Origin of the sequence: Sedimenticola hydrogenitrophicus, from assembly GCF_029017505.1 — a bacterium.
In the GTDB taxonomy this organism is placed as follows: domain Bacteria; phylum Pseudomonadota; class Gammaproteobacteria; order Chromatiales; family Chromatiaceae; genus Sedimenticola; species Sedimenticola hydrogenitrophicus_A.
Genome location: NZ_JAQGEI010000008.1, coordinates 133447 through 155333 on the forward strand (window position 1 = coordinate 133447; position 21887 = coordinate 155333).

At 63.1% G+C, this 21887-nt stretch carries 16 protein-coding genes; 9 read left to right on the forward strand and 7 right to left on the reverse strand.

Annotated elements, in window-relative coordinates; all coding sequences use genetic code 11:
* Positions 1–12: 12 nt before the first annotated feature.
* From O9K64_RS06905 to O9K64_RS06930, 6 genes are all read left to right on the forward strand, one after another.
* The gene (locus O9K64_RS06905; protein WP_275097337.1) at positions 13–1968 is read left to right on the forward strand and encodes an NAD(P)-binding protein; all 1956 of its coding nucleotides are present in this window, start codon (positions 13–15) and stop codon (positions 1966–1968) included.
* Positions 1969–1976: 8 nt separating this feature from the next.
* The gene (locus O9K64_RS06910) at positions 1977–2510 is read left to right on the forward strand and encodes a sulfur reduction protein DsrJ (protein ID WP_275097338.1); all 534 of its coding nucleotides are present in this window, start codon (positions 1977–1979) and stop codon (positions 2508–2510) included.
* A 2-nt stretch (positions 2511–2512) separates the two neighbouring features.
* Positions 2513–3286 carry a sulfate reduction electron transfer complex DsrMKJOP subunit DsrO gene (gene dsrO, locus O9K64_RS06915; protein ID WP_275097339.1) on the forward strand — a complete coding sequence of 258 codons (774 nt, stop codon included), beginning with the start codon at positions 2513–2515 and terminating at the stop codon, positions 3284–3286.
* A 19-nt stretch (positions 3287–3305) separates the two neighbouring features.
* Complete coding sequence (nrfD, locus tag O9K64_RS06920) at positions 3306–4511, forward strand: NrfD/PsrC family molybdoenzyme membrane anchor subunit (protein ID WP_275097340.1); 1206 nt, start codon at positions 3306–3308, stop codon at positions 4509–4511.
* Positions 4512–4768: 257 nt separating this feature from the next.
* On the forward strand, positions 4769–6163 hold the full coding sequence (locus tag O9K64_RS06925; protein ID WP_275097341.1) for a cobyrinate a,c-diamide synthase: 1395 nt from the start codon (positions 4769–4771) through the stop codon (positions 6161–6163).
* 119 nt (positions 6164–6282) lie between these two features.
* Positions 6283–6606 carry a HesB/IscA family protein gene (locus O9K64_RS06930; RefSeq protein ID WP_275097342.1) on the forward strand — a complete coding sequence of 108 codons (324 nt, stop codon included), beginning with the start codon at positions 6283–6285 and terminating at the stop codon, positions 6604–6606.
* Between the two features lie 393 nt (positions 6607–6999).
* On the opposite strand, the gene fusA is transcribed toward O9K64_RS06930, so the two are convergent.
* The 4 genes from fusA to grxC form a co-directional block, all read right to left on the reverse strand.
* Entirely contained in the window at positions 7000–9057 is a 2058-nt protein-coding gene (gene fusA, locus O9K64_RS06935; RefSeq protein WP_275097343.1) for an elongation factor G, read from the reverse strand.
* Positions 9058–9433: 376 nt separating this feature from the next.
* Positions 9434–9877 carry a hypothetical protein gene (locus O9K64_RS06940; protein WP_275097344.1) on the reverse strand — a complete coding sequence of 148 codons (444 nt, stop codon included), beginning with the start codon at positions 9875–9877 and terminating at the stop codon, positions 9434–9436.
* A 266-nt stretch (positions 9878–10143) separates the two neighbouring features.
* Entirely contained in the window at positions 10144–10536 is a 393-nt protein-coding gene (locus O9K64_RS06945) for an RNA-binding S4 domain-containing protein (protein WP_275097345.1), read from the reverse strand.
* A complete protein-coding gene (gene grxC / locus O9K64_RS06950) occupies positions 10533–10817 on the reverse strand; it encodes a glutaredoxin 3 (protein ID WP_275097346.1) in 285 nt (94 codons plus the stop codon). The genes O9K64_RS06945 and grxC overlap by 4 nt, the downstream gene beginning before the upstream one ends.
* A gap of 342 nt (positions 10818–11159) precedes the next feature.
* Between grxC and pepN the strand changes: the two genes are divergently transcribed.
* Together pepN and O9K64_RS06960 are read left to right on the forward strand one after the other, a co-directional pair.
* The gene (pepN, locus tag O9K64_RS06955; protein WP_275097347.1) at positions 11160–13796 is read left to right on the forward strand and encodes an aminopeptidase N; all 2637 of its coding nucleotides are present in this window, start codon (positions 11160–11162) and stop codon (positions 13794–13796) included.
* 102 nt (positions 13797–13898) lie between these two features.
* Complete coding sequence (locus O9K64_RS06960) at positions 13899–14906, forward strand: zinc transporter ZntB (RefSeq protein ID WP_275097348.1); 1008 nt, start codon at positions 13899–13901, stop codon at positions 14904–14906.
* Positions 14907–14967: 61 nt separating this feature from the next.
* Here O9K64_RS06960 and prsT read toward each other — a convergent pair whose 3' ends face one another.
* From prsT to O9K64_RS06975, 3 genes are all read right to left on the reverse strand, one after another.
* Positions 14968–17745, reverse strand: a complete 2778-nt coding sequence (gene prsT, locus O9K64_RS06965; protein ID WP_275097349.1) for an XrtA/PEP-CTERM system TPR-repeat protein PrsT — start codon at positions 17743–17745, stop codon at positions 14968–14970.
* 163 nt (positions 17746–17908) lie between these two features.
* The gene (locus tag O9K64_RS06970) at positions 17909–19420 is read right to left on the reverse strand and encodes a B12-binding domain-containing radical SAM protein (protein WP_275097350.1); all 1512 of its coding nucleotides are present in this window, start codon (positions 19418–19420) and stop codon (positions 17909–17911) included.
* A gap of 7 nt (positions 19421–19427) precedes the next feature.
* A complete protein-coding gene (locus O9K64_RS06975) occupies positions 19428–20150 on the reverse strand; it encodes an SDR family NAD(P)-dependent oxidoreductase (RefSeq protein WP_275097351.1) in 723 nt (240 codons plus the stop codon).
* 423 nt (positions 20151–20573) lie between these two features.
* Here O9K64_RS06975 and nosD point away from each other — a divergent pair, with 423 nt between their 5' ends.
* On the forward strand, positions 20574–21851 hold the full coding sequence (gene nosD, locus O9K64_RS06980; protein ID WP_275097352.1) for a nitrous oxide reductase family maturation protein NosD: 1278 nt from the start codon (positions 20574–20576) through the stop codon (positions 21849–21851).
* Positions 21852–21887 lie beyond the last annotated feature (36 nt).

The window sequence follows — 21887 nt, forward strand, 5'->3', positions numbered from 1 at the left end:
GGAGAGAATTCCATGGCAACTCCTACGGAACAGATGAACACAAAACTGAGTTACCGCCGATATAAGGAAGGCGACAACGAGTGGGACGATTTTAGCGAGAAGATCTTCCGCGAAGATACCTCGTACAAGTGCCCGACCTACATCCACAAGACGCCGCCCTGTCAGGGGAGCTGTCCCTCCGGCGAGGATATCCGTGGGTACCTGGCGATTGGCCGGGGCCAGGAGAAGCCGCCGGAAGGTGTGGAACGGGATGAGTACATGTTCCGGCGCTCCACCGATGCCAATCCCTTCCCGTCGATGATGGGCCGGGTCTGTCCGGCACCCTGCCAGGACGGCTGCAACCGCAATGACGTGGAGGATTTCGTCGGTATCAATGCCGTCGAGCAGTATATCGGTGACTCGGCGATCGCCAACGGCTACAAGTTCACCCCGGGTGCGGACATCGCCAAGAAAGTGGCCGTGATCGGTGGCGGACCGGCCGGTATGGCGGCCGCCTACCAGCTGCGCCGCATGGGCTACGGCGTCGCCATCTTCGACGAAAACGCGGAGCTGGGCGGCATGATGCGCTACGGTATCCCCGGCTACCGCATCCCGCGCGACAAACTGGACGCGGAACTGAACCGGATTGTCGAGATGGGCGTCGATTTGCGCCTCAAGACCCGGGTCGGCCGGGATGTGTCGGTGGCCGACGTGGAGCAAGAGTTTGACGCGCTGCTCTGGGCCCTGGGCTGTCAGAGCGGCCGTGGCCTGCCGGTCCCCGGTTGGGAAGGCACCTCCAACTGTGTTACCGGTGTCGCCTTCCTCAAGGCCTTTAACGAGGGCCGCATGAAGGTTACCGCCGACAAGGTGGTCTGTGTCGGCGGCGGTGATACCTCCATCGACGTGGTCTCCGTGGCCCGCCGCCTGGGGCATGTGAAACACCAGAATCCGACCGATCGTCCCGAACTGGTGGTGCAGGATGGTTATGTCGCCCATGATGTGGCGGTGACCGCCGATGCCCAGGGTTCCGACGTCACCCTGACCTCGCTGTTCACCAAGGACAAGATGATGGCCGCCGAGCACGAGGTGCACGATGCCACCACCGAGGGTGTCACCATCCTCGACGGCGTCATGCCGCTGGAAGTGATCGTCGGTGAAGATGGCCGTGCCACCGGCCTCAAGGTGTGCGACTGCACCATGGACGGCATGAAGCCGATCCCGGTCGAGGGTACCGAGCGGGTGCTGGAGGCGGACCTGATCGTCTCCGCCATCGGCCAGGGCGGCGAGATGAGCGGCCTGGAGGATATGGCCAATGAGCGCAACCTGATCGACGCCGACAAGTTCTTCCAGGTGCCGGGCAAGCAGGGTCATTTCGTGGCCGGCGATATCGTCCGCCCGCACCTGCTGACCACCGCTATCGGCGCGGCCTCGATTGCCGCCGAGAGTATCGACCGCTACCTCAAGCAGGAGGAGCTGGTGAAACGTCCCAAGGTGGATGTACACCATTTCGATCTGCTGGAAAAACTGCACGAGGTGGGCAAGGATCCGGAGCTGTTTGATTCGAAGGTGGGCGATCAGCGCGGCACCGATGGTGCCAAATATGCCGTGCACAACTTCGAGAACCGGGCCGAGCAGGAGGTGATCCCCTCCAGCGACCTGTTCCTGGGTCACTTCTCGTTCACCCCGCGCAACAAGCGCACCGAGGAGGTACCCTCCGCCGAGGTGGTGCTGGGGCATTTCAGCGAGCGTATGCACCCCTACAGCGAGGAGCAGATGGTGGCCGAGGCGAAGCGCTGCATGAGCTGCGGCATGTGCTTCGAATGCGACAACTGCGTGGTGTTCTGCCCCCAGGATGCGGTGTTCCGGGTGAAGAAAACCGAGGCGACCACCGGCCGCTATGTCGATACCGACTACAACAAATGTATCGGCTGCCACGTCTGCAGCGACGTCTGTCCGACGGGTTACATCCAGATGGGTCTTGGTGAATAGGAGCGGTAATGGGTAGTTTAACCGGCTTTAGGCGATTCGCGCGGATGGCCCTGGGGGGAGCGTTGCTGCTCCTCGCCACCGGTGTCGTCGGCGACAGCGCCGTTACTGAGGGTTCCAAGGCGGCAGGCCTGGAGACTTGTGTGGCACCGACCGCGGAGATACGGCGTAACCACATGGACTATCTCAAGCATGACCGCGACGCGACGGTGCGCAAGGGCATTCGGGACACCCGTTTCAGCTTGGCCGAGTGCGTTCAGTGTCATGCCGAGCGGGACAGCGCGGGCACCTACAAGCCGGTAAATGCCGAGGGCCAGTTCTGTGAATCCTGCCACAGCTATGTGGCGGTCAACCTGACCTGCTTCCAGTGCCACAGCAAGACACCGGAGGGCGCCAACGGCAACAGCAGTGCCGGGGTCGGCGGTGGCGCCGGTGAGTTGCGGGCGCTCGGCCTGTTGCCCTCCGTCGACCGGTCGCTGTCCCTGAGCCGGGACGAACTGGCGCGTCTTCATGCCGCGACCCATACCACGAGCAGGGGGAACTGATCATGAGCCATAACAGTGACCAGCCTGATCTGCGGCGGCGTGATTTTATCGGCAAGACGGTGCTGGCGGCGGGTGCTGCCAGCATTGCCCCCGGGGTGATGCTGACGATGGCCAATGCCGGTTCCGACGAAGGCGTCTCCAGCAAGGTGCGCTGGGGCATGCTGATCGACACCAACAAGTGTGCCGATGGCTGCAGTGCCTGCGTCGCGGCCTGCAACCAGGAGAACGGCATCGATCTGATCGAGCGTCCGGCGGGCCAGTCCGACGCGATGTGGGACGCCCAGCGGCCGCAGTGGGTCCGCAAGGTGAAACTGAAGGATAACCTGACCGGCGAGATCACCAATCTGCCGATGATGTGCCAGCACTGCGAACACCCGCCCTGCGTGGATGTCTGTCCCACCGGTGCCTCGTTCAAACGCGCCGATGGCCTGGTGCTGGTGGATCGGCATACCTGTATCGGCTGCCGTTACTGCATGATGGCCTGTCCCTACAAGGCCCGCTCGTTCATTCACCAGGACGTGGCGTCGCAACGTACCGGCACGCCGCGCGGCAAGGGCTGCGTCGAATCCTGCACCCTGTGTGTGCAGCGGCTCGATGCCGGTGATCAGACCACCGCCTGCCAGGATGCCTGCAACCGGGAGGGTCACCAGGCCATCCTGTTCGGTGATTTGAAGAATCCGGATAGCGAAATCGCCAGGGCGCTGAAGGCGTACCACAGTCGTCAGATTCGGGCCGATCTCGAACTGAACACCGGCGTGCGTTATACCAATATCTGAGCGCTCGGGAGAGAAGTCGATGAAAAAAATGCAATACCGCGAGCTCTACTGCAGTTCCCCCCGCTACTGGGGCGGACTGGCCTTCCTGCTCTTCATCATACTGGTGGGGATGGGAGCGGCTTTCTTCATGGAGCATAACGGTCACTTCGTGACCGGCATGAGCAATCAGATCGTCTGGGGGCTGCCCCATGTGTTCGCCATCTTCCTGATCGTGGCCGCCTCCGGGGCGCTCAATGTCGCCTCCATCGGCTCCGTGTTCGGCGGTCCCATGTACAAGCCGCTGGGGCGTTTCTCCGGGCTGCTGTCGATCGGTCTGCTGGCCGGCGGCCTGGTGGTGCTGCTGCTCGATCTGGGCCGGCCCGATCGCCTGATCGTGGCCATGACCACCTACAACTTCAAGTCGATCTTCGCCTGGAACATCATTCTCTATACCGGCTTCTTCACCATTGTCGGGCTCTATCTCTGGGCCATGATGGATCGCAAGTTCGCTCAGTACAAACGGCCCATCGGCTTTGCCGCCTTCTTCTGGCGTCTGGCCCTGACCACCGGTACCGGCTCCATCTTCGGTTTCCTGGTGGCGCGTGAGGCGTATGACGCCGCCATCATGGCGCCGATGTTCATCATCATGTCGTTCAGTTACGGACTGGCGTTCTTCATCATCACCCTGATGGCCGCCTACTGGTGGGCCGATCGCACCATCGGCGAGCTGCGGCTGGCCAAACTGAAGAACCTGCTGGGCGTATTTGTCGGCGCAGTGCTCTATTTTGCCCTGGTCTACCACCTGACCAATCTGTATGTCACCCAGCATCACGGCGTGGAGCGTTTCATCCTGCTCGATGGCGGGATCTATACCAGCCTATTCTGGATCGGCCAGGTGGTGATCGGCGGGATCATTCCGCTGTTCCTGCTCTACTCGCCGGCCTTTGGCCACTCCCGCCTTGCCCTCGCGGTCGCGTCCCTGATGGTGCTGGTCGGCGGTTTCTTCCAGGTCTATGTGATCGTGATCGGTGGACAGGCGTTTCCGATGAACCTGTTCCCGGGCAAGGAGGTGCTGGAGAGCAGCTTCTTTGACGGTGTCGTGGCCGCCTACACGCCGTCGCTGGCGGAGGCCCTGCTGGGTATCGCCGGGGTCGCGGTCGCCATGACCCTGGTAGCGATCGGCGCGCGCATGCTACGGGTGTTGCCGGAAAGCCTGGAAGATCCGGCCGAGGGTGATTGCGCCTGATCACCAAGGCTGCCGTCGCACTTGCCGCCGTTTGGATACGCGTGCTGGCGGTCGGGTGATCCGGTGGGGATGGCAGCGCGGCTGAAGCCACTCCTACAAGAGCGTGGGAGCGGCCTCAACCGCAATAACCTAACCCGCTCCGCAATTGCTTTTTCCCTGCTTTGACAGACCTAAGCGGAAGGGTGACTATACTCAGGCAAGCTGTCGCCTTGTCCGGGACGCAGCCTGATAATCCCTGACCGAGCTGACCCAATCCTATGGCCTATTTCTTCATCTCCGCCGCCCACAAATCCTCAGGCAAGACCACCTTGTCGATTGGTCTGACGGCGGCCCTGTGTCGCCGCGGCATGCAGGTGCAGACCTTCAAGAAGGGCCCCGACTACATCGATCCGCTCTGGCTCACCGCCGCCAGCGGTCGGCCCTGTGTGAACCTGGATTTTTTCACCATGTCGCAGCAGGAGATCAATGACGAGTTTGGTCGCGCCATGGCGACGGCGGAGATCGGCGTGATCGAGGGCAACAAGGGGCTGTATGACGGCCTGGATCTGGATGGCAGCAACAGCAACGCCGCGTTGGCGGCGCAGCTGCAGGCGCCGGTGTTTCTGGTGATCGATGCCCGTGGCATGACCCGCGGTATCGCCCCGCTGATCCTCGGTTACCAGGCGTTTGATCCCAATGTGCGCATCGCCGGGGTGATCCTGAACAAGGTGGGTGGCAGTCGGCACGAGGCCAAGCTGTGCAATGTGATTGGCCACTATACCGACCTGCCGGTGGTGGGCGCGGTGCACAGCGCCCCCGATCTGGTGATCGACGAGCGCCACCTGGGGCTGATGCCGAGCAACGAGAGTGAACTCGCGGAGCAGAAGATAGCCCGGCTGGGGGAGAAGATTGCCGAACAGGTGGACATCGACCGGATACTCGCCATCGCCGCCGATGTGCCGGCGCTGGATTATGTCGAACAGCCGGAAATCCAGCTGCCGGCCGAGCGGTTGCGTATCGGTTATCCGCGGGACCGGGCCTTTGGTTTCTATTATCCGGGTGACCTGCAGAAGATGCGCAACCAGGGTGTCGAGCTGGTGCCCTTCGATACCCTGAATGACCCGCAACTGCCGCCGATGGACGGGCTGTTCATCGGCGGTGGTTTTCCCGAGATGGTGATGGAGGAACTCCAGGCCAACGTCTCATTGCGCCGGGAGATCCGGGATTTCATCGAACAGGGTGGTCCGGTCTATGCCGAGTGTGGCGGACTGATGTATCTGTCCCGGCGTCTGACATGGAAGGATAAACAGTGTGAGATGGTGGGAGCGATTCCCGGCGACGTGGTGATGTATGAGCGCCCCCAGGGCCGCGGCTATGTCCGGCTGGAGGAGACCGAGGCGAGTCCCTGGCCGACAGTGCCGGGCTGCGCTTCTGGTGCTGCTGGCGGCATCGCCGCCCACGAGTTCCACTACTCGGCGCTGGAGAATCTGGACCCGGAGATCCGCTTCGCCTTCAAGGTGACACGGGGTACCGGCATTGACGGAACCAACGATGGCGTGGTCTATAAAAATCTCCTGGCCAGCTACACCCACCTGCGGGATGTGGGTGGCAATTACTGGATTGAACGGTTTCTGGCACATGTAATCCGATGCCGGGACAGCAGGACAAAATAACAGCAAGATGCGGGCTGATGAGGGATGAGTGCCGGCGACAAAACAGATAATTGAACGGGCAGGTATAACCGGGGTAATCTCACTCACGGATCACCCTTACAGCAGTATGGAGTATTCGCATGTTTGAAATCACAGAAGCTGCCGCCGAGCAGGTGCGCAATGCCGCGGAACAGGGCGGTACCGAGGGTATGGCGCTGCGTATGGCCGCCCGGATGAAAGAGGATGGCAGCATCGATTACCTCATGGGCTTCGATGAGGCCAAAGAGGAGGATATCCGTGTCGTCAGCAACGGCATCGAGGTGGTGATGGAGCCACAGTATGCCCCGCTGCTGGATGAAACGGTAATGGATTATGCGCAACTGGATGACGGGGAGCTGCGGTTTATTTTTCTCAACCCCAACGACGCCAACTACGTGCCGGCGGCCAAGACACGCTCCAAATAGCTTTCCTGATGACCCATCACACACAGCCAGGGTCGATTGCCGATTGTTAAAGCCGCGAATGAACGCGAATAGCGCGGTTTATCCTGATGGAGGAGTAGCGGCTTTATCCAGGCTACGGTGCTTGCCGGCGATGTAGGATGCCGGTGAGGCACGAACCGCATCAAGCCTTACCGCGAATGATGCGGTTCGCAAGCTCACCGGCATCCTACCCCGGGCATTATGGTTTGTATCCCGTAGATGTAAGCCTGCTATTCCAATGGGCTTATTTGCGTTCATTCCATCCTTAGGTTCGTAAACAGTGCATCCTTACACCACTCCTCGCGGCTGATACTTCTCCCGGGTATGGCTGGCCAGATGGGTAATCAGGATCGCGTTTGACACGCCAAGCCACGCTCACTCCTCCAGATGATGCACCCGCTGCTGGTGTTTTTCCGCCAGGTTGCGCTGGATGTTTTCCGGTACCGGGTCGTAGTGACTGAAGCTGATCTCGTACGTCCCTTGGCCGCCGGTCATCGATTTCAAGCGGGTGCTGTAGCCGTCCAGCTCGGCCAGCGGCGCCTGGCCACTGATCAGCATGCGGCCGTCCGGCATCATCTCGGTATTGTGAATACGTCCCCGCTTGACCGACAGGTCGGCGGTGATGTCGCCTATGGCGTCGCCGCTGGCGGTGATGCTGATGTTGACCACCGGCTCCAGCACAATCGGCCGCGCCTTCTCCAGGGCGTTGTGAAAGGCCTTCTTGCCGGCGGTGACAAAGGCGATCTCCTTGGAATCGACGGTGTGGTATTTGCCGTCGTATACCGTCACCTGCAGGTCCTGGATCGGGTAGCCGGCGATATAGCCCTCTTCCAGTGCCAGCCGTACCCCCTTTTCGACGGCGGGGATGAACTGGCCGGGTATCACCCCGCCCTTTACTTCATCGACGAACACAAAGCCCTCGCCGCGTGGCAGCGGGGATACCCGCAGTGACACCTCGCCGAACTGCCCGGCACCCCCGGTCTGTTTCTTGTGCCGATGATGCCCGTCCGCGGGTCCGCCGATGGTCTCCCGGTAGGCGATGCTGGGGGGGCGGGTCTCCACGTGCACGTTATAGCGCTCCTCCAGCTGTTCCAGCACCACCCGCAGGTGCAGTTCGCCCATGCCGCGGACCACGGTTTCATTGGCCTGGGAGTCATGCGTGATCACCAGACAGGGATCCTCCGAGGCGATCTTCAGCAGGGCGTCGGAGAGCTTCTGCTCGTCGCCCCGCTTCTGGGGTATCACCGCCAGGCCGAACAGCGGCACCGGAAACTCTTCCGGCTGCAGGTGGAAATTGTCCTCGTCGTGGGAGTCGTGCAACACGGCGTCGCGGAAGATCTCGTCGATTCGTGCCACAGCGCAGATATCACCCGGGATCGCCTGGGCCATCTCGGTCTGGCTGTTGCCCTGAATGCGGTACAGGTGACTCGGCTTGAACGGCTTGCGCGAGTCGCCGATAAACAGCTGGGTAGCCGTTGTGACCGTCCCCTGGTAGACCCGGAACATGCCCAGCTTGCCGCGGAACGGATCGTTGCTCACCTTGAACACATGGGCAACCACATGCCGGTCGGGGTCGGGGCGTACCTTCGCCGACTGTGCGTGCGGCGGGGCACCCTTGAGGAAGTGGGGCGGATTGCCCTCGGTTGGATCGGGCAGCAGCCGGGTGATGATCTTCAGCAGTTGGCGGATCCCCGAGCCGTTCCTGGCCGAAACGAAACAGACCGGGATCAGGTGACCGTCGCGCAGCGCCGCCTCGAACGGGTCGTGCAGCTGTTCCGGTTTCAGCTCCTCGCCCTGTTCCAGGTAGAGCTCCATCAGCTGTTCATCCATCTCCACCACCTGGTCGACTATATTGGTATGCGCCTCGGCCACGGAGGAGAAGGCGGTCGGCTCGCCATCCGGGGTGAAGAAGCTGTCCACGACCTTGCCCTGTTCGGCGGCCGGCAGGTTGAGCGGCAGGCAGACATCGCCGAAGGTCTCGCGGATACGATTCAGCAGCGCCTCCAGGTCCAGATGGTCGGCGTCGATCTTGTTGACGATAATGATGCGGCACAGGCCATCGGTTTTCGCATGCTCCATCATCGCCAGGGTGGCCGGCTCGATGCCGGTTTCGGCATTGATCACCACGGCGGTGGTTTCCGCCGCCTGCAGGACGCCAAACGCGCGGCCGAAGAAGTCGACCAGTCCCGGCGTGTCCAGCAGATTGACCTGGGTGTTCCCGGTGTGCAGATGGGCCAGGGCGGTATCCAGCGAGTGCTCGTAGCGTTTCTCCTGGGGATCGAAATCGCAGACGGTGTCGCCCCGTTCGATGGAACCCTGGTTCTGTATCACGCCGGCGTGATACAAGAGGGCCTCGACCAGCGTCGTTTTACCGGCGCCTGATTGGCCCACCAGGGCGATATTCCGGATATCCTGGGTGGTATAGGCAGGCATTATTCTCTCCTCGGAAGTGAAATAACGGCGTTCTTGAATCTCGTTAGGGCCTGGAAAGAAATAACTGTTACATATTGCGCCGGATTTTTGTTTGCCTTCAAGGCCGCTCCTGGGCATCCCTGCCCCCGCGACATTAGTGAATCCGTTCACGTCGCACGGCAAGGCGCGCATAGTCGTTCTATGTAAGTCTTGCCGTAACGCCGAAGGCGGACGAAAAGACCAGCAAGATGTAATAGTTATTTATTGACAGGTCCTTATCCCACTGGAAGACGGCCCGGGATGCCATGACCCGGATCAACAAGTGGGCGCGGGGATGCCGATCTGTTTCTTCTGAGTGTAGACGCTGGGTGGCGTGGCAGGGAACGGGGAAGGGGTGTCAGCCGCGGCGCCCCTTGAAGGCGGCGATCTGCTGGATGATGCGGTTGAAGGGGAGCCGCTCCAGGGTGCCGAAGCGGGCGCGGGCGCGGCAGACCAGGGCGTGGACATCCGGGACAAAGCGAACGGGTTCCCGGCGTTGCTCCACGACCTGGTCGAGCCCGCGCAGGCCGCCCACCTGGATGCGCAGTGCCTGGGCGTGATTCAGCACGCCGTTACCGTCCTGGGTCTTCAGGGCGAAGCGGCTGTGGTGGCGTAACAGCACCAGCAGTTCGGCGCACTGGGCCTGGGCGCTGTCCGAATCGCAATGGATGCCCTCCCGCTCCGCCAGATTGAACCGCTCCGACCGAGAGCAGCCGGCATGCCCGGCAAACAGGCACTTCTCGAACAGGCAGGCGCGTTCGTTGATCCGCTCGTAGGTCTTGCGATAGGCATCCTGATCCATATTAGTACTCTGTCAAGGTGATATTGACTAGTTCAGCGCCCCTGTGGTGTCTTGCCGCAAGGCGCGTCGTGCAGGCAATGGCCCGGTCCTTGTCAAGCGGCGCAACGCAACGGCGGGACACCACAGGGGCGCCCTTCGGGTTGGCCTGTCCGCGCCCCTGGCCGTGTTGCGGCTCTTGCAAAGGACCGGGCCATTCGCTGCGAGCCGCGCCTTGCCAGGAACGCGGACAGGCCAACTGAATACGTCAATATCACCCTGACAGAGTACTAGCGGTCTTTGCCGGTAAAACTGTGGATCATGCGCCGGTCGCGCTTGCTCGGCTTGCCCGCGGCGGGACGGGGCGCCGCGGCCCGCAACAGACGCTGCTCCTCAATCTGCCGCAGCCGCTGCTCCCGGCCGGCCTCGTCTTCCCGGTAGAAATGGATCGCCTCGCTGGCCGGGCGGCGCTGTTTCGGCAGTTCCAGGACCTCGATCTGCCACTCCAGGGACTCTTTGTGGATGGTGAGCCGGCTGCCGATGGTGATGCATTTACCCGGTTTGGTGCGCTGGCCGTTGAGGTGGACCTTGCCGCCGTTGATCGCCTCGATGGCGAGTTTTCGGGTCTTGAAGAAGCGCGCCGCCCAGAGCCATTTGTCCAGGCGCATCTCCGGGCTGGTCATGTGATGACGTCCGGCTCGCCCTGTGGCTCCAGACCGAGCAGCGGGTCCAACTTGCCCATCACATCCAGTTCGGCCAGGTCGTCATAGCCGCCCACATGGTAGTCGTCGACGAAGATCTGCGGCACGGTGTTGCGGCGGCTGCGCTGGATCATCTCGCGCATACGCTCGCGGTCGCCCTCGATGCGAAACTCTTCAAACTCCACCCCCTTGCGCTTGAGCAGCGATTTGGCACGCATGCAGTAGGGACAGATGGCGGTGGTGTACAGCACGATTTTTGGCATGTTCAGTCTCTAAATTGCAGAGGATTTGGGCTATCGTACCAAGCGCCATAAGGGGGGTCTAGCGAGTGCGTATGCATGATATGCCTAACCCGAAGATTTCATAAATTTGTGCCGAGATCGCGCCGGATATTGTTTTTACAAGGAAATTCCCGAAGGAGCGGCGTATCAGTGACTACGGCCGACTGAGGGAATATTTCTTGTGGAAGCAAGAGACAAGCGAGATCTGTGCAAATTTGTGAAAGATTCGGGCTAAATACCGCTATTCCACCCGGGGTTGAATAGTAGGATAGAATCCTGATCTATTGCAGCGACAGTTGTTACGCACAGCCAGAAGGGAACGCCATGCTCAGAGACACCCCCAACACCATCTACCTGAAGGATTACCAGCCCCCGGAATTTCTCATCGATCAGGTCCATCTCCGGTTTGAACTGGGTGAGGAGGAGACCCGGGTGCGTTCGCGGCTGGAGTTGCGCAGAAATCCGGCCGCCGAAGGCCGCCCCGCGGAGCTGCGGCTGCACGGTGAACAGCTGGAACTGCTCACCCTCGCCCTCGACGGTCGGCCGCTCGATTCCACGGAGTATGTCCAGGATAACGAGGGGCTTAGCGTAGCGGGGGTGCCGGACCGGTTCGTGCTGGAGAGCGAGGTGCGCATCCGCCCGCAGCACAACACCGCCCTGGAGGGGCTGTACAAATCGGGCGCCATGTTCTGTACCCAGTGCGAGGCGGAGGGGTTTCGCAAGATCACCTGGTTCCTCGACCGGCCGGACGTGATGAGCCGCTTTACCACCACCATCATCGCCGACCAGGCGCGCTATCCGGTGCTGCTCTCCAACGGTAATCCGCTTGAGACGGTCCAGCTCGATGAGGGACGGCACCAGGTCACCTGGGCCGATCCGTTCCCCAAGCCGGCCTACCTGTTCGCCCTGGTGGCGGGGAATCTGCGCGCCATCGAGGGGAGCCATACCACGCCGTCGGGACGGGAGGTGGCGCTGCGCATCTACGTGGAGCCGGAGAATGTGGCGAAGTGCGATCACGCCATGGCCTCGCTGAAACAGGCCATGCGCTGGGATGAGCGGCAGTACGGCCGCGAGTACGACCTGGATATCTATATGGTCGTGGCGGTGAACGACTTCAACATGGGGGCGATGGAGAACAAGGGGCTGAATATCTTCAACTCCAAGTATGTGCTGGCCTCCCCGGCCACCGCCACCGACCGGGATTTCCAGGGTATCGAGTCGGTGATCGCCCACGAGTATTTCCACAACTGGACCGGCAACCGCATCACCTGCCGCGACTGGTTCCAGCTCAGCCTGAAAGAGGGGCTGACGGTGTTCCGCGATCAGGAGTTCTCCGCCGACATGGGCTCCCGCGGGGTGAAGCGGATCGAGGACGTGCGGCTGCTGCGCGCCCACCAGTTCGCCGAGGATGCCAGCCCCATGGCCCATCCGGTGCGTCCCGACTCCTACATGGAGATCAACAACTTCTATACCGTGACCGTCTATGAAAAGGGTGCCGAGGTGGTACGCATGCAGGCCAACCTGCTGGGCCCCGAGGCCTACCGGCGCGGCACCGATCTCTACTTCGAGCGTTTCGACGGACAGGCGGTCACCACCGATGACTTCGTGCAGTGCATGGCGGATGCCGGCGGGCGCGACCTCAGCCAGTTCAAGCGCTGGTACAGTCAGGCCGGCACGCCGGAGTTGAGCATCCAGGGCGACTACGATGCCGGCCGGCGGACCTACAGCCTGACCGTCGAACAGCACTGCCCGGCCACCCCCGGCCAGCCGGACAAGGCACCGTTCCTGATCCCGCTGGCAGTGGGCTTGCTGGACAGCCGGGGGGGCGATATGGGGTTGCGGCTGGCGGGGGAAACCGACACCGTCCAGGGCACCCGCATGCTGGAGCTGAGCGAGCGCCGCCAGCGGTTCCTGTTTGAAGATCTCCCCGAGGCCCCGGTACCCTCATTGCTGCGCAGCTTCTCGGCGCCGGTGAAGGTGCGATTCGACTACAGCGACGAGCAGCTGATGTTCCTGATGGCCCATGACAGCGACGGTTTCTGTCGCTGGGATGCCGCCCAGACCCTGGCCCAGCGCGTGCTGTTGCAGGGCGTGGCCGATCCCGACGGCGCCGTACCGACGGGCTTCATCGAGGCGTTCCGTGCGGCGCTGAGCGACCGCGCGACCGATCCGGCGCTGCTGACCGAGGTGCTGACGCTCCCGTCCGAGAGCTATCTGGGGGACCAGATGGCGGTGGTGGACGTGGAGGGCATCCACCGTGCCCGGGAGCGGCTCAAAACCACCCTGGCCGGTGAACTGCGCGAGGAGCTGCTGGCGGTCTACCAGGCCCATGCGGTGAGCGGAACCTATCGGCCGGACGCCGCCTCCATCGGCCACCGCAGCCTGCGCAATCTCGCCCTCGCTTACCTGATGCAGCTGGAGGAGGAGTCCATCCGGCAACGCTGTGTCGACCAGTACCGGACCGGCAACAACATGACCGATGTGATCTCCGCACTCGCCCTGCTGGCCGACCGGGACACCCCGGAGACGGCGCAGCTGCTGGAAGCGTTTTATCGGCAGTGGCGGGACGATCCGCTGGTGCTGGACAAGTGGTTCAGCCTGCAGGCGCTCTCCAAGCGTAGCGACACCCTGCAACAGGTCCAGGCGTTGCTGCAGCACCCCGCCTTCTCCATCGCCAACCCGAACAAGGTGCGCGCCCTGATCGGAGCCTTCTGTTCCGGTAACGCGGTGTGTTTCCACGCCGCCGATGGCAGCGGTTACCGTTTCCTGGGGGACCGGGTGCTGGAACTGGACGGACTCAATCCGCAGGTGGCCTCGCGCCTGGTACGCCTGATGGCCCGCTGGCGGCGCTATGACCCGGCCCGCCAGCAGCTGATGCAGGCACAGCTGGAGCGCATCCTCAAGGCCGAGGGGGTCTCCCGGGATGTGTTCGAGGTCGCCTCGAAAAGCCTGGAACAGTAGTTTCGCCGCCGCCCCGCTTCCCCGGCGTGCGGCCGGGTGGGCGGCGTCATGCTATCCTGCAATCAGCGGTATCAGAACAACAAGAACCACAGGTGCCAGAACATGAGTGATGAACCGTCCGCGGTTGACGACACGCAAGCGCTGGAGGACGCAAGCCAAAGCTGGCTGCTGGACGGGCAGGGCGGTGGCCGGCAGGTTGCCTGGGGGCAGGTCGCAGACACGCCTCCGGCGGACCCCGAGTGGCTGTGGGTGCATCTTGACTATTCCCGGCCCAGCGTACAGGAGTGGATGTATCAGCACAGTGGGCTACAGGAACTGACCGTCGAGGCGCTGCTGCAGGCGGAGACCCGTCCGCGTTGTGTGCCGACCGATAACGGCCTGCTGATTTTCCTGCGCGGCGTCAATCTCAACCCCGGGGCGGAACCGGAGGATATGGTCAGTCTGCGGATGTGGATCGGTGAGCGGCGGATCTACACCCTGGGGCTGCGGCGGCTGCTGTCGCTGGATGACCTGCGTGCGTTGATCGGGCGCGGCGGCGGCCCCGAATCACCGGGTGATTTTCTGGTCATGCTGGTGAACCTGCTGCTCGATCGGGTGGGGGTGGTGATCGATGAGCTGTACGATAGGGTGGATGACCTGGAAGCGGCGGTAGTGACCGCCGCGGGGCCGGCACAGCGGGAGCAGCTGGCCGGTATCCGCCACCAGGCGATCACCCTGCGGCGCTTCCTTGCCCCGCAACGGGAGGCGCTCAACCGGCTGTCGACGGAACGCGTCTCGCTGCTGTCGGGTGAACACTTGCTATACCTGCGCGAGGCGGCCGATCGCCTGACCCGCTTGGTGGAGGACCTGGATGCGGCGCGGGAGCGTGCCGGGGTGGTGCACGAGTCCCTGGTCAGCAGCCTAACCGAGCAGACCAATCAGCGCATCTACATCCTCTCGGTGATCGCCGCCATTTTCCTGCCGCTCTCCTTCGTTACCGGCCTGCTGGGGATCAACGTGGGTGGGATTCCCGGCGCCGAAAGCTCGCTCGGTTTTCCGCTGGTGGTGGTCGGCATGTTGCTGGTGGCGGTGGGGCTGCTACTGTTCTTTCGTTGGCGGCGCTGGTTCTGAGTTGAAGCATCGGCGCCGGGAAGGCCGTGCCTTCCCGGCTGAAACTCCCGCCGCCGTCCGCCTAGCGCATACTCTCCAGCAGTTGCCTGGCGGACTGTGCCAGTTCGCTGCTGTCGTCAATGGCGATGGCCCGTTTCAGGGTGGCCTCCGCCTCGCTGCGGTTGCCCTGTTTATGCAGGGAGAAGCCCAGGTGATAGATGATCTCCTGATGCTCGGGACTCAGCTCCGCGGCCTGCTTGAGAATCTCTGATCCCTTGCCAAGGTCGCCGGTTTGCACCAGGATCCAGCCATAGGTATCGACGATCTCCGGGCGGGTGGAGGCGAGATCGTAGGCGCGCTTGCCCAGGTCGACGGCCCGCCGGTCTCCCCGGGTCGAGTAGATCCAGGCGAGGTTGTTCAGCGCCACCAGGTTGTTTTCGTCGACCTGCAGGACCGCTTCGTAGCCCCGGATCGCCTCTTCCGGCTGCCCCTGCTCCAGCAGCATGCCGCTGAGAGTGAGCCGGGTCTTCAGGTTGTCGGGCTCTTTTGTTGCCCATTCGCGCAGCAGTTCCAGGCCGCGCGGGGCATTGCCGGCATGGGCATACTGCAGTGCCAGCGGTATCGCCAGCCGGTCGCTGGGTTGCATTTGATAGGCCTTCTCGTACAGGGCGATCGCCTGTTCGTTCCGCCCCTGCATGGCATGGGTGGTGCCTTCGAACTCATAACCGAGGGGATTGTCCGGCAGTGCCCGCTGGATAGATTTGGCATGGGTGAGGGCCTCCTCATGCCGTCCGGCGCTCAGTTCAAGCGTGAACAGGCTGATGACTACCGGGGTAAATCCCGGCTTCTCCCGTAGCGCCTGCTGGTAGCTCCGGCGGGCCTCGTCCCGCTGACCGGCCGCCTGTTGGGCGTTGCCCAGCAACTGCAGGGTCTCGACGTTTCGTGTCTGCTCGGTGAGTCGCCGGAGGGTGGTGACGGCATTGATCGCATCGCCCGCCGCCAGCTGGGTCTTGCCGTGGACCAGCAGGACCGAGGGATCGTCGGGGAAGGCGGCGGAGAGCTGGCTGGTCATGCGCAGGGCCTTGAGCGGTTTATCTTCCGCCAGATAGGCCTGCGCCGAGATCAGTCCGGGGTTGGGGCTTTTCGGTTCACCGTTATGGGCCTGCTCCAGCAGCGCATGCATCTCCTCGGGGTCGCCGCCGCGTCGGGCGATATCCGCCAGCCCCATCAATACGGTGGTGTTCCGGGGCGACTTTTTCAGTGCGTTCCGGTAATGCAGCCGGGCCAGCGCCAGGTCACCCTGCTGCACCGCCAGGCGTGCCAGGTTGGTCTCGGCGGTGATGAAGTTCGGATCGATCTCCAGGGCCTTGCGGAAGCGTTGTCGCGCCTGTTTTTCGTCACCCGACATCATATAGGCCAGGCCGCTCAGGTTGTAACCCACCGGATTTTCCGGCGCCCGCTCCTCCAGCGCCCGGCTCGCCGTCAGCGCCTTGGCGTAGTCCTTTTTGTGCAGATGGGAGAGCACCAGCAGGACATCCGCCTGGATAAACTCCTGCTCCATCTCAATGGTGTTCTCCAACTGCTCGATCGCCTCGCCGCTCTTGCCCTGGGCCATCAGTCCGAGCGCCAGCTGGGTGCGGTAGGCCGCCAGGTCCGGCTTGATCTCGATGGCCCGGCTCATCAGCGCCGAACCCTCCTCAAACCGTTTCACCTGCATATAGGCGGTACCGAGCATGGCCATCAGCTGCGCGTCGTTGGGATAGCGTTCGAGTGCCGGCTCGAGCAGTTTTACGATCGCGTCGGGGCGTTTCATTTTGTGTTGCACCGAGGCCAGCAGCTTGATCGCCGGCAGCAGCGCCGGCTGCGCCTTGAGCGCCATGGAGAGATGCCGGTTAGCGGCTTCGTAGTTTCCCTTGTAGAAGCTCACCGCGCCCAGCAGGGTCAGGGTCGGCAGACTCTCCGGGCTGGCGCTGAGGGCCTGCTGGAGCAGGGTCTCCGCCTTGTCCAGGTCCCGTTCCAGCAGGGCGATGGCGCCGCGCATATGGAGCAGTTGGGGGTGGCGCGGCACCAGTGTATCCAGTTTTTCAATGTCGGCCTTTGCCTGCGCCACGTCGCCGCCGGTCAGGTTGATCTGTGTCCGGCCCAGCAGCGCTCGGATATTCCCCGGTTGCTGCTCCAGTACCTGGTCGAAATCGGCACGCGCCAGATCCGGGTTACCGGTCAGCTGCTGGATCTCGCCGCGCATCACCCGGGCGGGGATGTTTTCCGGGTGGTTTGCGAGCAGGGCGTCGAGGTTGCTCATCGCCTCGTCGCGGCGGTTTTCGGCGATATCGCTCATGATCAGCCCAAGCATCGCCTGCTGCGATTGGGGATTGAGCTGGCTGGCGGTGGTGTAGGCGTCACGCGCCTGCGCATACTGGCGCAGGCCATGATAGGCGTCACCCCGGAGCAGCCAGATGACGGTGCGGTTTTCCACTGAACTGCCGGGTTCCTCCTGAAGGTTGTCCAGGACCTCCTGGAACTTGCCCTGCATCAGGTAGGCGCGGGCCAGCGGCAGTTCCCAGTAGCTCTTCGCGGCGTTCAGTCGCTTGGCCCGTTCGAACTCCTTTTCCGCCGAGGCCCCGTTACCGGCCTGCAGATAGATGCGGCCCAGCAACAGGCGTGCCTCGATGCTGGCGGGGTTCTCCTGCAGGGCGTTTTTCAGCTGGATCACCGCCGCCCGGGCCTCGCCCTTTTCCAGGTAGGCCTCGGCCTCCTTGATATACTCTTCCGTGGTCGCCGCGTGAAGCAGTGAGGCGGTGAGCAGGAGCATGCAGGCGCTTATTCTTGCACGGGTCCTAGGAGTACGGATTTGCTTCATGGGACGACCTTCCTTATTGTCGATGCGAATCGTTGTTCTGATTGTTGATCCGCAGGCTGTCTGATTCGTTCCCTGCCGGAGGGTTGTGCGTGCAGGGGTGAGAGGACGCACTAGGGAGTCATTATACACCAAATACACCAACACCCCGGGGCTGCGCGAGCCCTTAGTGGTGCCGTGCCTGACGTGCGCTATGCCGGTCGCGCGCCGCGGCCGCGTCGTCCACGCGACCGCATTGACGCGGCAGGAATGCCGGGCGTCCCTTGATGCCGGAGCGGCTGAAATCCGCTTCGAGTGCCTGGGTTGCGGGTGCTGCTGGCACCGACAGCGGCCCGGTGAGGGCGTCGTGCAGCAGTTCGAACAGCCGCTTGAGGGCGATGCGGTGGACCTGTCCGGTGGTGTCGAACAGCCAGTCGCTGAAGCGCATAAAACGCTCGAACGGCTGCTCGCCCAGCAGCAGCGGCAGGGTCTGCCGGAAACGCCCCGAGTTGGCGATCATCTCCCAGTAGCGGGCGAAGCGGTTGAGCCGCTGCATGGTGGGAAAGTCGATCCGGTCGGTACTCAGGACATTGTAGGGGGCGGCCGGATTGTAGCGCATGCGGTAGGGCTCGCTGTGGCGGATGATGGGGGAGCCCTTGAGCCGTTTCAGCACCCCGACCTGGATCTCATGGGGGGCGAGGGCCGCCAGCTGGTCGAAGCCGCGGGCGAAGCTCTCCAGGTCCTCGCCGGGCAGGCCGATGATCAGGTCGGCGTGCAGGTGGGCCCGGGTCTCGGTCCTCAGCCACTGCAGGTTCGCCCGGCTCTGCTCGTTGTCCTGCTTGCGGTTGATGAATCCCTGCACCTCCGGATTGAAGCTCTGGATGCCGATCTCCAGCTGCAGTGAGCCGGCCGGAAAACGCCTCAGGGTGTCGCGCAGGCGTTGCGGCAGATGATCCGGGATCACCTCGAAATGGAGGAACAGCCGCTCATCCAGGCGTTCCAGGAAGAACTCCAGCAGGGCGACACTGCGCTGCGGATTGAGGTTGAAGGTGCGGTCGACAAACTTGAAATGCCTGACGCCCCGTTGATGGAGCTGCTCCAGGGCCTGCATGAAGCTGTCCGGGGTGAACGGGCGGGCGCTCCGGTCCAGGGCCGAGAGGCAGAATTCGCATTTGAACGGGCAGCCGCGCGAGGCCTCCACGTAGATCAGCCGCTGGGCGATATCCTGCTCGGTATAGTAGGCGTAGGGCAGCTGCAGCGACTCGAGCGGGGGCGGTGGCGCCTCGATCACCTTCTGCGCCGGCCGCTCGCCGCGCAGCAACCGTTCGCACAGCCTCGCGAAGGCGAGGTCGCCCTGGCCGGTGATCAGATAGTCGGCCTGGGCGACGATCGGCTGATCCTGCCATTCGTGGCTCACCTCCGGTCCGCCCAGTACGATCAGGGTCTCGGGACTGACCTGCTTGAGCAGGGCCACCAGTTCGCGGCTGCGTTCGGCGTTCCAGATATAGACGCCGAGGCCGATGATGCGCGGTCGCTCGGCCAGCAGGCGCTCGGCGATATCGATCGGCCAGGGGTCGATGGTGAACTCGCGGATCGCCGCGCGTGGCTGCAGGTCACCCAGGTTGGCGTACAGGTAGCGCAGCCCCAGCGAGGCGTGGATATGCCTGGCATTCAGGGTGGCGAGGATGATCTCCGGCATCGGCCGATCAGCCCTGGTCGAGGCTGCGGAGGTCGCTGAAGCTGCCGCTGGGCAGTCGCTTCAGGCCCGGGATGGCGTCGGCGATGCGCCGGCCCGCTTCGCCGGGTGACGGCATGTCGGCGGTATGGCGGGCGGCCCGCAGCCGGGTCACCGAGGGGAACCGGCCGGCATCCACCTGGTCCGGATCGCACAGCACGTCCTGCATCGCGGTATCCACCAGTCCCGGCGCCAGGGCGCTGAGGTGGCTGTGGGGGAACTCGTGGGCATAGAGCTGGGTGAGCATGTTGAGGGCCGCCTTGGAGATCGCGTAGGCGCCCCAGCCGCGATTGCCGTTGACCGCCGCTCCGGAGGAGATGAGCACGATCTGGTCGATGCGGATGCCCGACCCCAGCAGCCAGTCCAGCAGCACCTTGTTGGACCAGACGTTGGCATCCATCACCTGCCGGATATCCGCCAGGCTGGTGTCGGCCATGTCCTGCACCCGGCCCAGGATACCGGCGTTGAGAATCACCACATCCAGGTGGCCGATGCCCATCAGCAGGGTCTCCAGGGCCAGCGGCACCGCCGCGTAATCGGTCAGGTCACAGCGGATATCCCGGAGCTTGCCGGTGAGGTCGCGACAGCCGCGACGGCTGACGCCATACACCTCCCAGCCTCGCTCCAGATAGGCCTCGCTGAGGCCGCGTCCCAGTCCGCTGCTGTTGCCGGTGATCAATACTGTTCTGCTCATGCTGTTTCACCCATATCAAATCGCATCTTGTGGGAACGGCCGGTCGCTGCCGGGTTCTCTCCGGTGTCCGCTGCCAAGCCGCTTAATTCTACTTTGTCAGATTCTGGTGCTGTGCGGAGAGCTTCCGGGTGAAAGGATTCCAAGACACGCCGTAAACCCATCCCTGGGGGCTCGGCGGCGGCATGGCATCCTCGGCTCCGTAAACGGTACATCCCTGTACCACTCCTCCTGCCGCCGACGGTCTTGGAATCGTTCCCCCCGAAAGCCCTGAGGAAGCCGGTCCGAGTCAAGCTGACAAAGTAGAATTAACTCATATCAAATAATGTTTTAACATCGACTGCTATGCTGCGCCGCTCCCTTCCCTCAAGTCTGACAAACCCCCGGGGCTTGTGTCAGCGGAGCCCATGGCCTGAGAGGTTACCTTTGCCGCGTCGCTTTGCCCAGTGCCTGTCGCTTTACTGCCTCTTGCTGCCGCTCTCCCTGGCGGCGGGCACGCCGCTGCAGCCGCTGATCGATGCGGCCCGGCCCGGCGCCACCCTGCAACTGCCGGCGGGCCGCTACGATGGCCCGGTGCTGATCGACAAGCCGCTGACCATTGACGGCGGCGGTCAGGCGATTATAGACGGTGGCGGGCAGGGCACGGTGGTGACCATCGAGGCCGACGGCGCCCGCCTGAGCAATCTGCGTATCACCGGGTCGGGTGACCGGCATAACGAGCTGGATGCCGGCATCCGGGTCTCGGGCAGGTTCAATGTGATCAAGGACAATAGCGTGGATGATGTCCTGTTCGGTATCGTCCTGCATCAGTCCGAACACGGCATCGTCAGGCGCAACCGTATCGGCTCCAAGCCACACGAGGTGGCGCAGCGCGGCGATGCCATCCGCATCTGGTACAGCAGCGGCAACCAGGTACTGCAGAACCGGGTGGAGGATGCCCGCGACCTGATCGTGCTCGACTCCCACGACAACAGCCTGAGCGACAACACCGTGACCGGCGGCCGTTATTCGCTGCATGTGGTCAACTCCCGGGATATCCGGATCAGCGACAACCGGTTTGTCGGCAATGAGGCGGGAATTTTCGCCCTCAAGGCGAACGGATTGGTGATCGAGGATAACCTGGTGGCGGAGATCCGCGACGTGACCGGTGTTGGCATCGGGCTCAAGGAGAGTTCCAACGCCGTGATCGAGGGCAACCGGATACTCAATGTTACCATCGGCATCGCCCTGGATCTGTCGCCGGAAGATGAGACGCAGCCCAACCGGGTGCGGGACAATCTGCTCGCCTATAACGCCGTGGGGATCCGTTTTCTCAGTGACCGGGGCGGCAACCGGCTGTCCGGCAACCGCTTCCACGACAACTACATCCCGGTGGCGGTGCGTAACGGCGGCGGCGCCATGAAGAATCGCTGGCAGGGCAATTTCTGGAGCGACTATGCCGGTTTCGACCGCGACCGGGACGGTACCGGCGACACCCCGTACCGGCTGTACGCCTTCGCCGACCAGTTATGGCTGGATTATCCCAGTACCCAGTTCTTTATCGCCACTCCGACCTTCAGCCTGCTGGACTTTCTCGAACGGCTGGCGCCGTTCACCGAGCCCCGGCTGCTGGTGCGGGATGACACTCCCCGTTTCCAGCGCGGCGATGAGCGGCTGGTGGAGCGCCCGGGGGAGCCGGGCGTCGGCGCCTGCGGCCTCTGTTGAGGGTGCCGCGCCAGCCGATTGATGCGGTTCGTTTTA

Coding starts and splice junctions, on each gene's coding strand:
- O9K64_RS06905 (WP_275097337.1), top strand. CDS start 13: ATGGCAACTCCTACGGAACAGATGAACACAAAACTGAGTTACCGCCGA.
- O9K64_RS06910 (WP_275097338.1), top strand. CDS start 1,977: ATGGGTAGTTTAACCGGCTTTAGGCGATTCGCGCGGATGGCCCTGGGG.
- dsrO (WP_275097339.1), top strand. CDS start 2,513: ATGAGCCATAACAGTGACCAGCCTGATCTGCGGCGGCGTGATTTTATC.
- nrfD (WP_275097340.1), top strand. CDS start 3,306: ATGAAAAAAATGCAATACCGCGAGCTCTACTGCAGTTCCCCCCGCTAC.
- O9K64_RS06925 (WP_275097341.1), top strand. CDS start 4,769: ATGGCCTATTTCTTCATCTCCGCCGCCCACAAATCCTCAGGCAAGACC.
- O9K64_RS06930 (WP_275097342.1), top strand. CDS start 6,283: ATGTTTGAAATCACAGAAGCTGCCGCCGAGCAGGTGCGCAATGCCGCG.
- fusA (WP_275097343.1), bottom strand. CDS start 9,057: ATGCCTGCCTATACCACCCAGGATATCCGGAATATCGCCCTGGTGGGC.
- O9K64_RS06940 (WP_275097344.1), bottom strand. CDS start 9,877: ATGGATCAGGATGCCTATCGCAAGACCTACGAGCGGATCAACGAACGC.
- O9K64_RS06945 (WP_275097345.1), bottom strand. CDS start 10,536: ATGACCAGCCCGGAGATGCGCCTGGACAAATGGCTCTGGGCGGCGCGC.
- grxC (WP_275097346.1), bottom strand. CDS start 10,817: ATGCCAAAAATCGTGCTGTACACCACCGCCATCTGTCCCTACTGCATG.
- pepN (WP_275097347.1), top strand. CDS start 11,160: ATGCTCAGAGACACCCCCAACACCATCTACCTGAAGGATTACCAGCCC.
- O9K64_RS06960 (WP_275097348.1), top strand. CDS start 13,899: ATGAGTGATGAACCGTCCGCGGTTGACGACACGCAAGCGCTGGAGGAC.
- prsT (WP_275097349.1), bottom strand. CDS start 17,745: ATGAAGCAAATCCGTACTCCTAGGACCCGTGCAAGAATAAGCGCCTGC.
- O9K64_RS06970 (WP_275097350.1), bottom strand. CDS start 19,420: ATGCCGGAGATCATCCTCGCCACCCTGAATGCCAGGCATATCCACGCC.
- O9K64_RS06975 (WP_275097351.1), bottom strand. CDS start 20,150: ATGAGCAGAACAGTATTGATCACCGGCAACAGCAGCGGACTGGGACGC.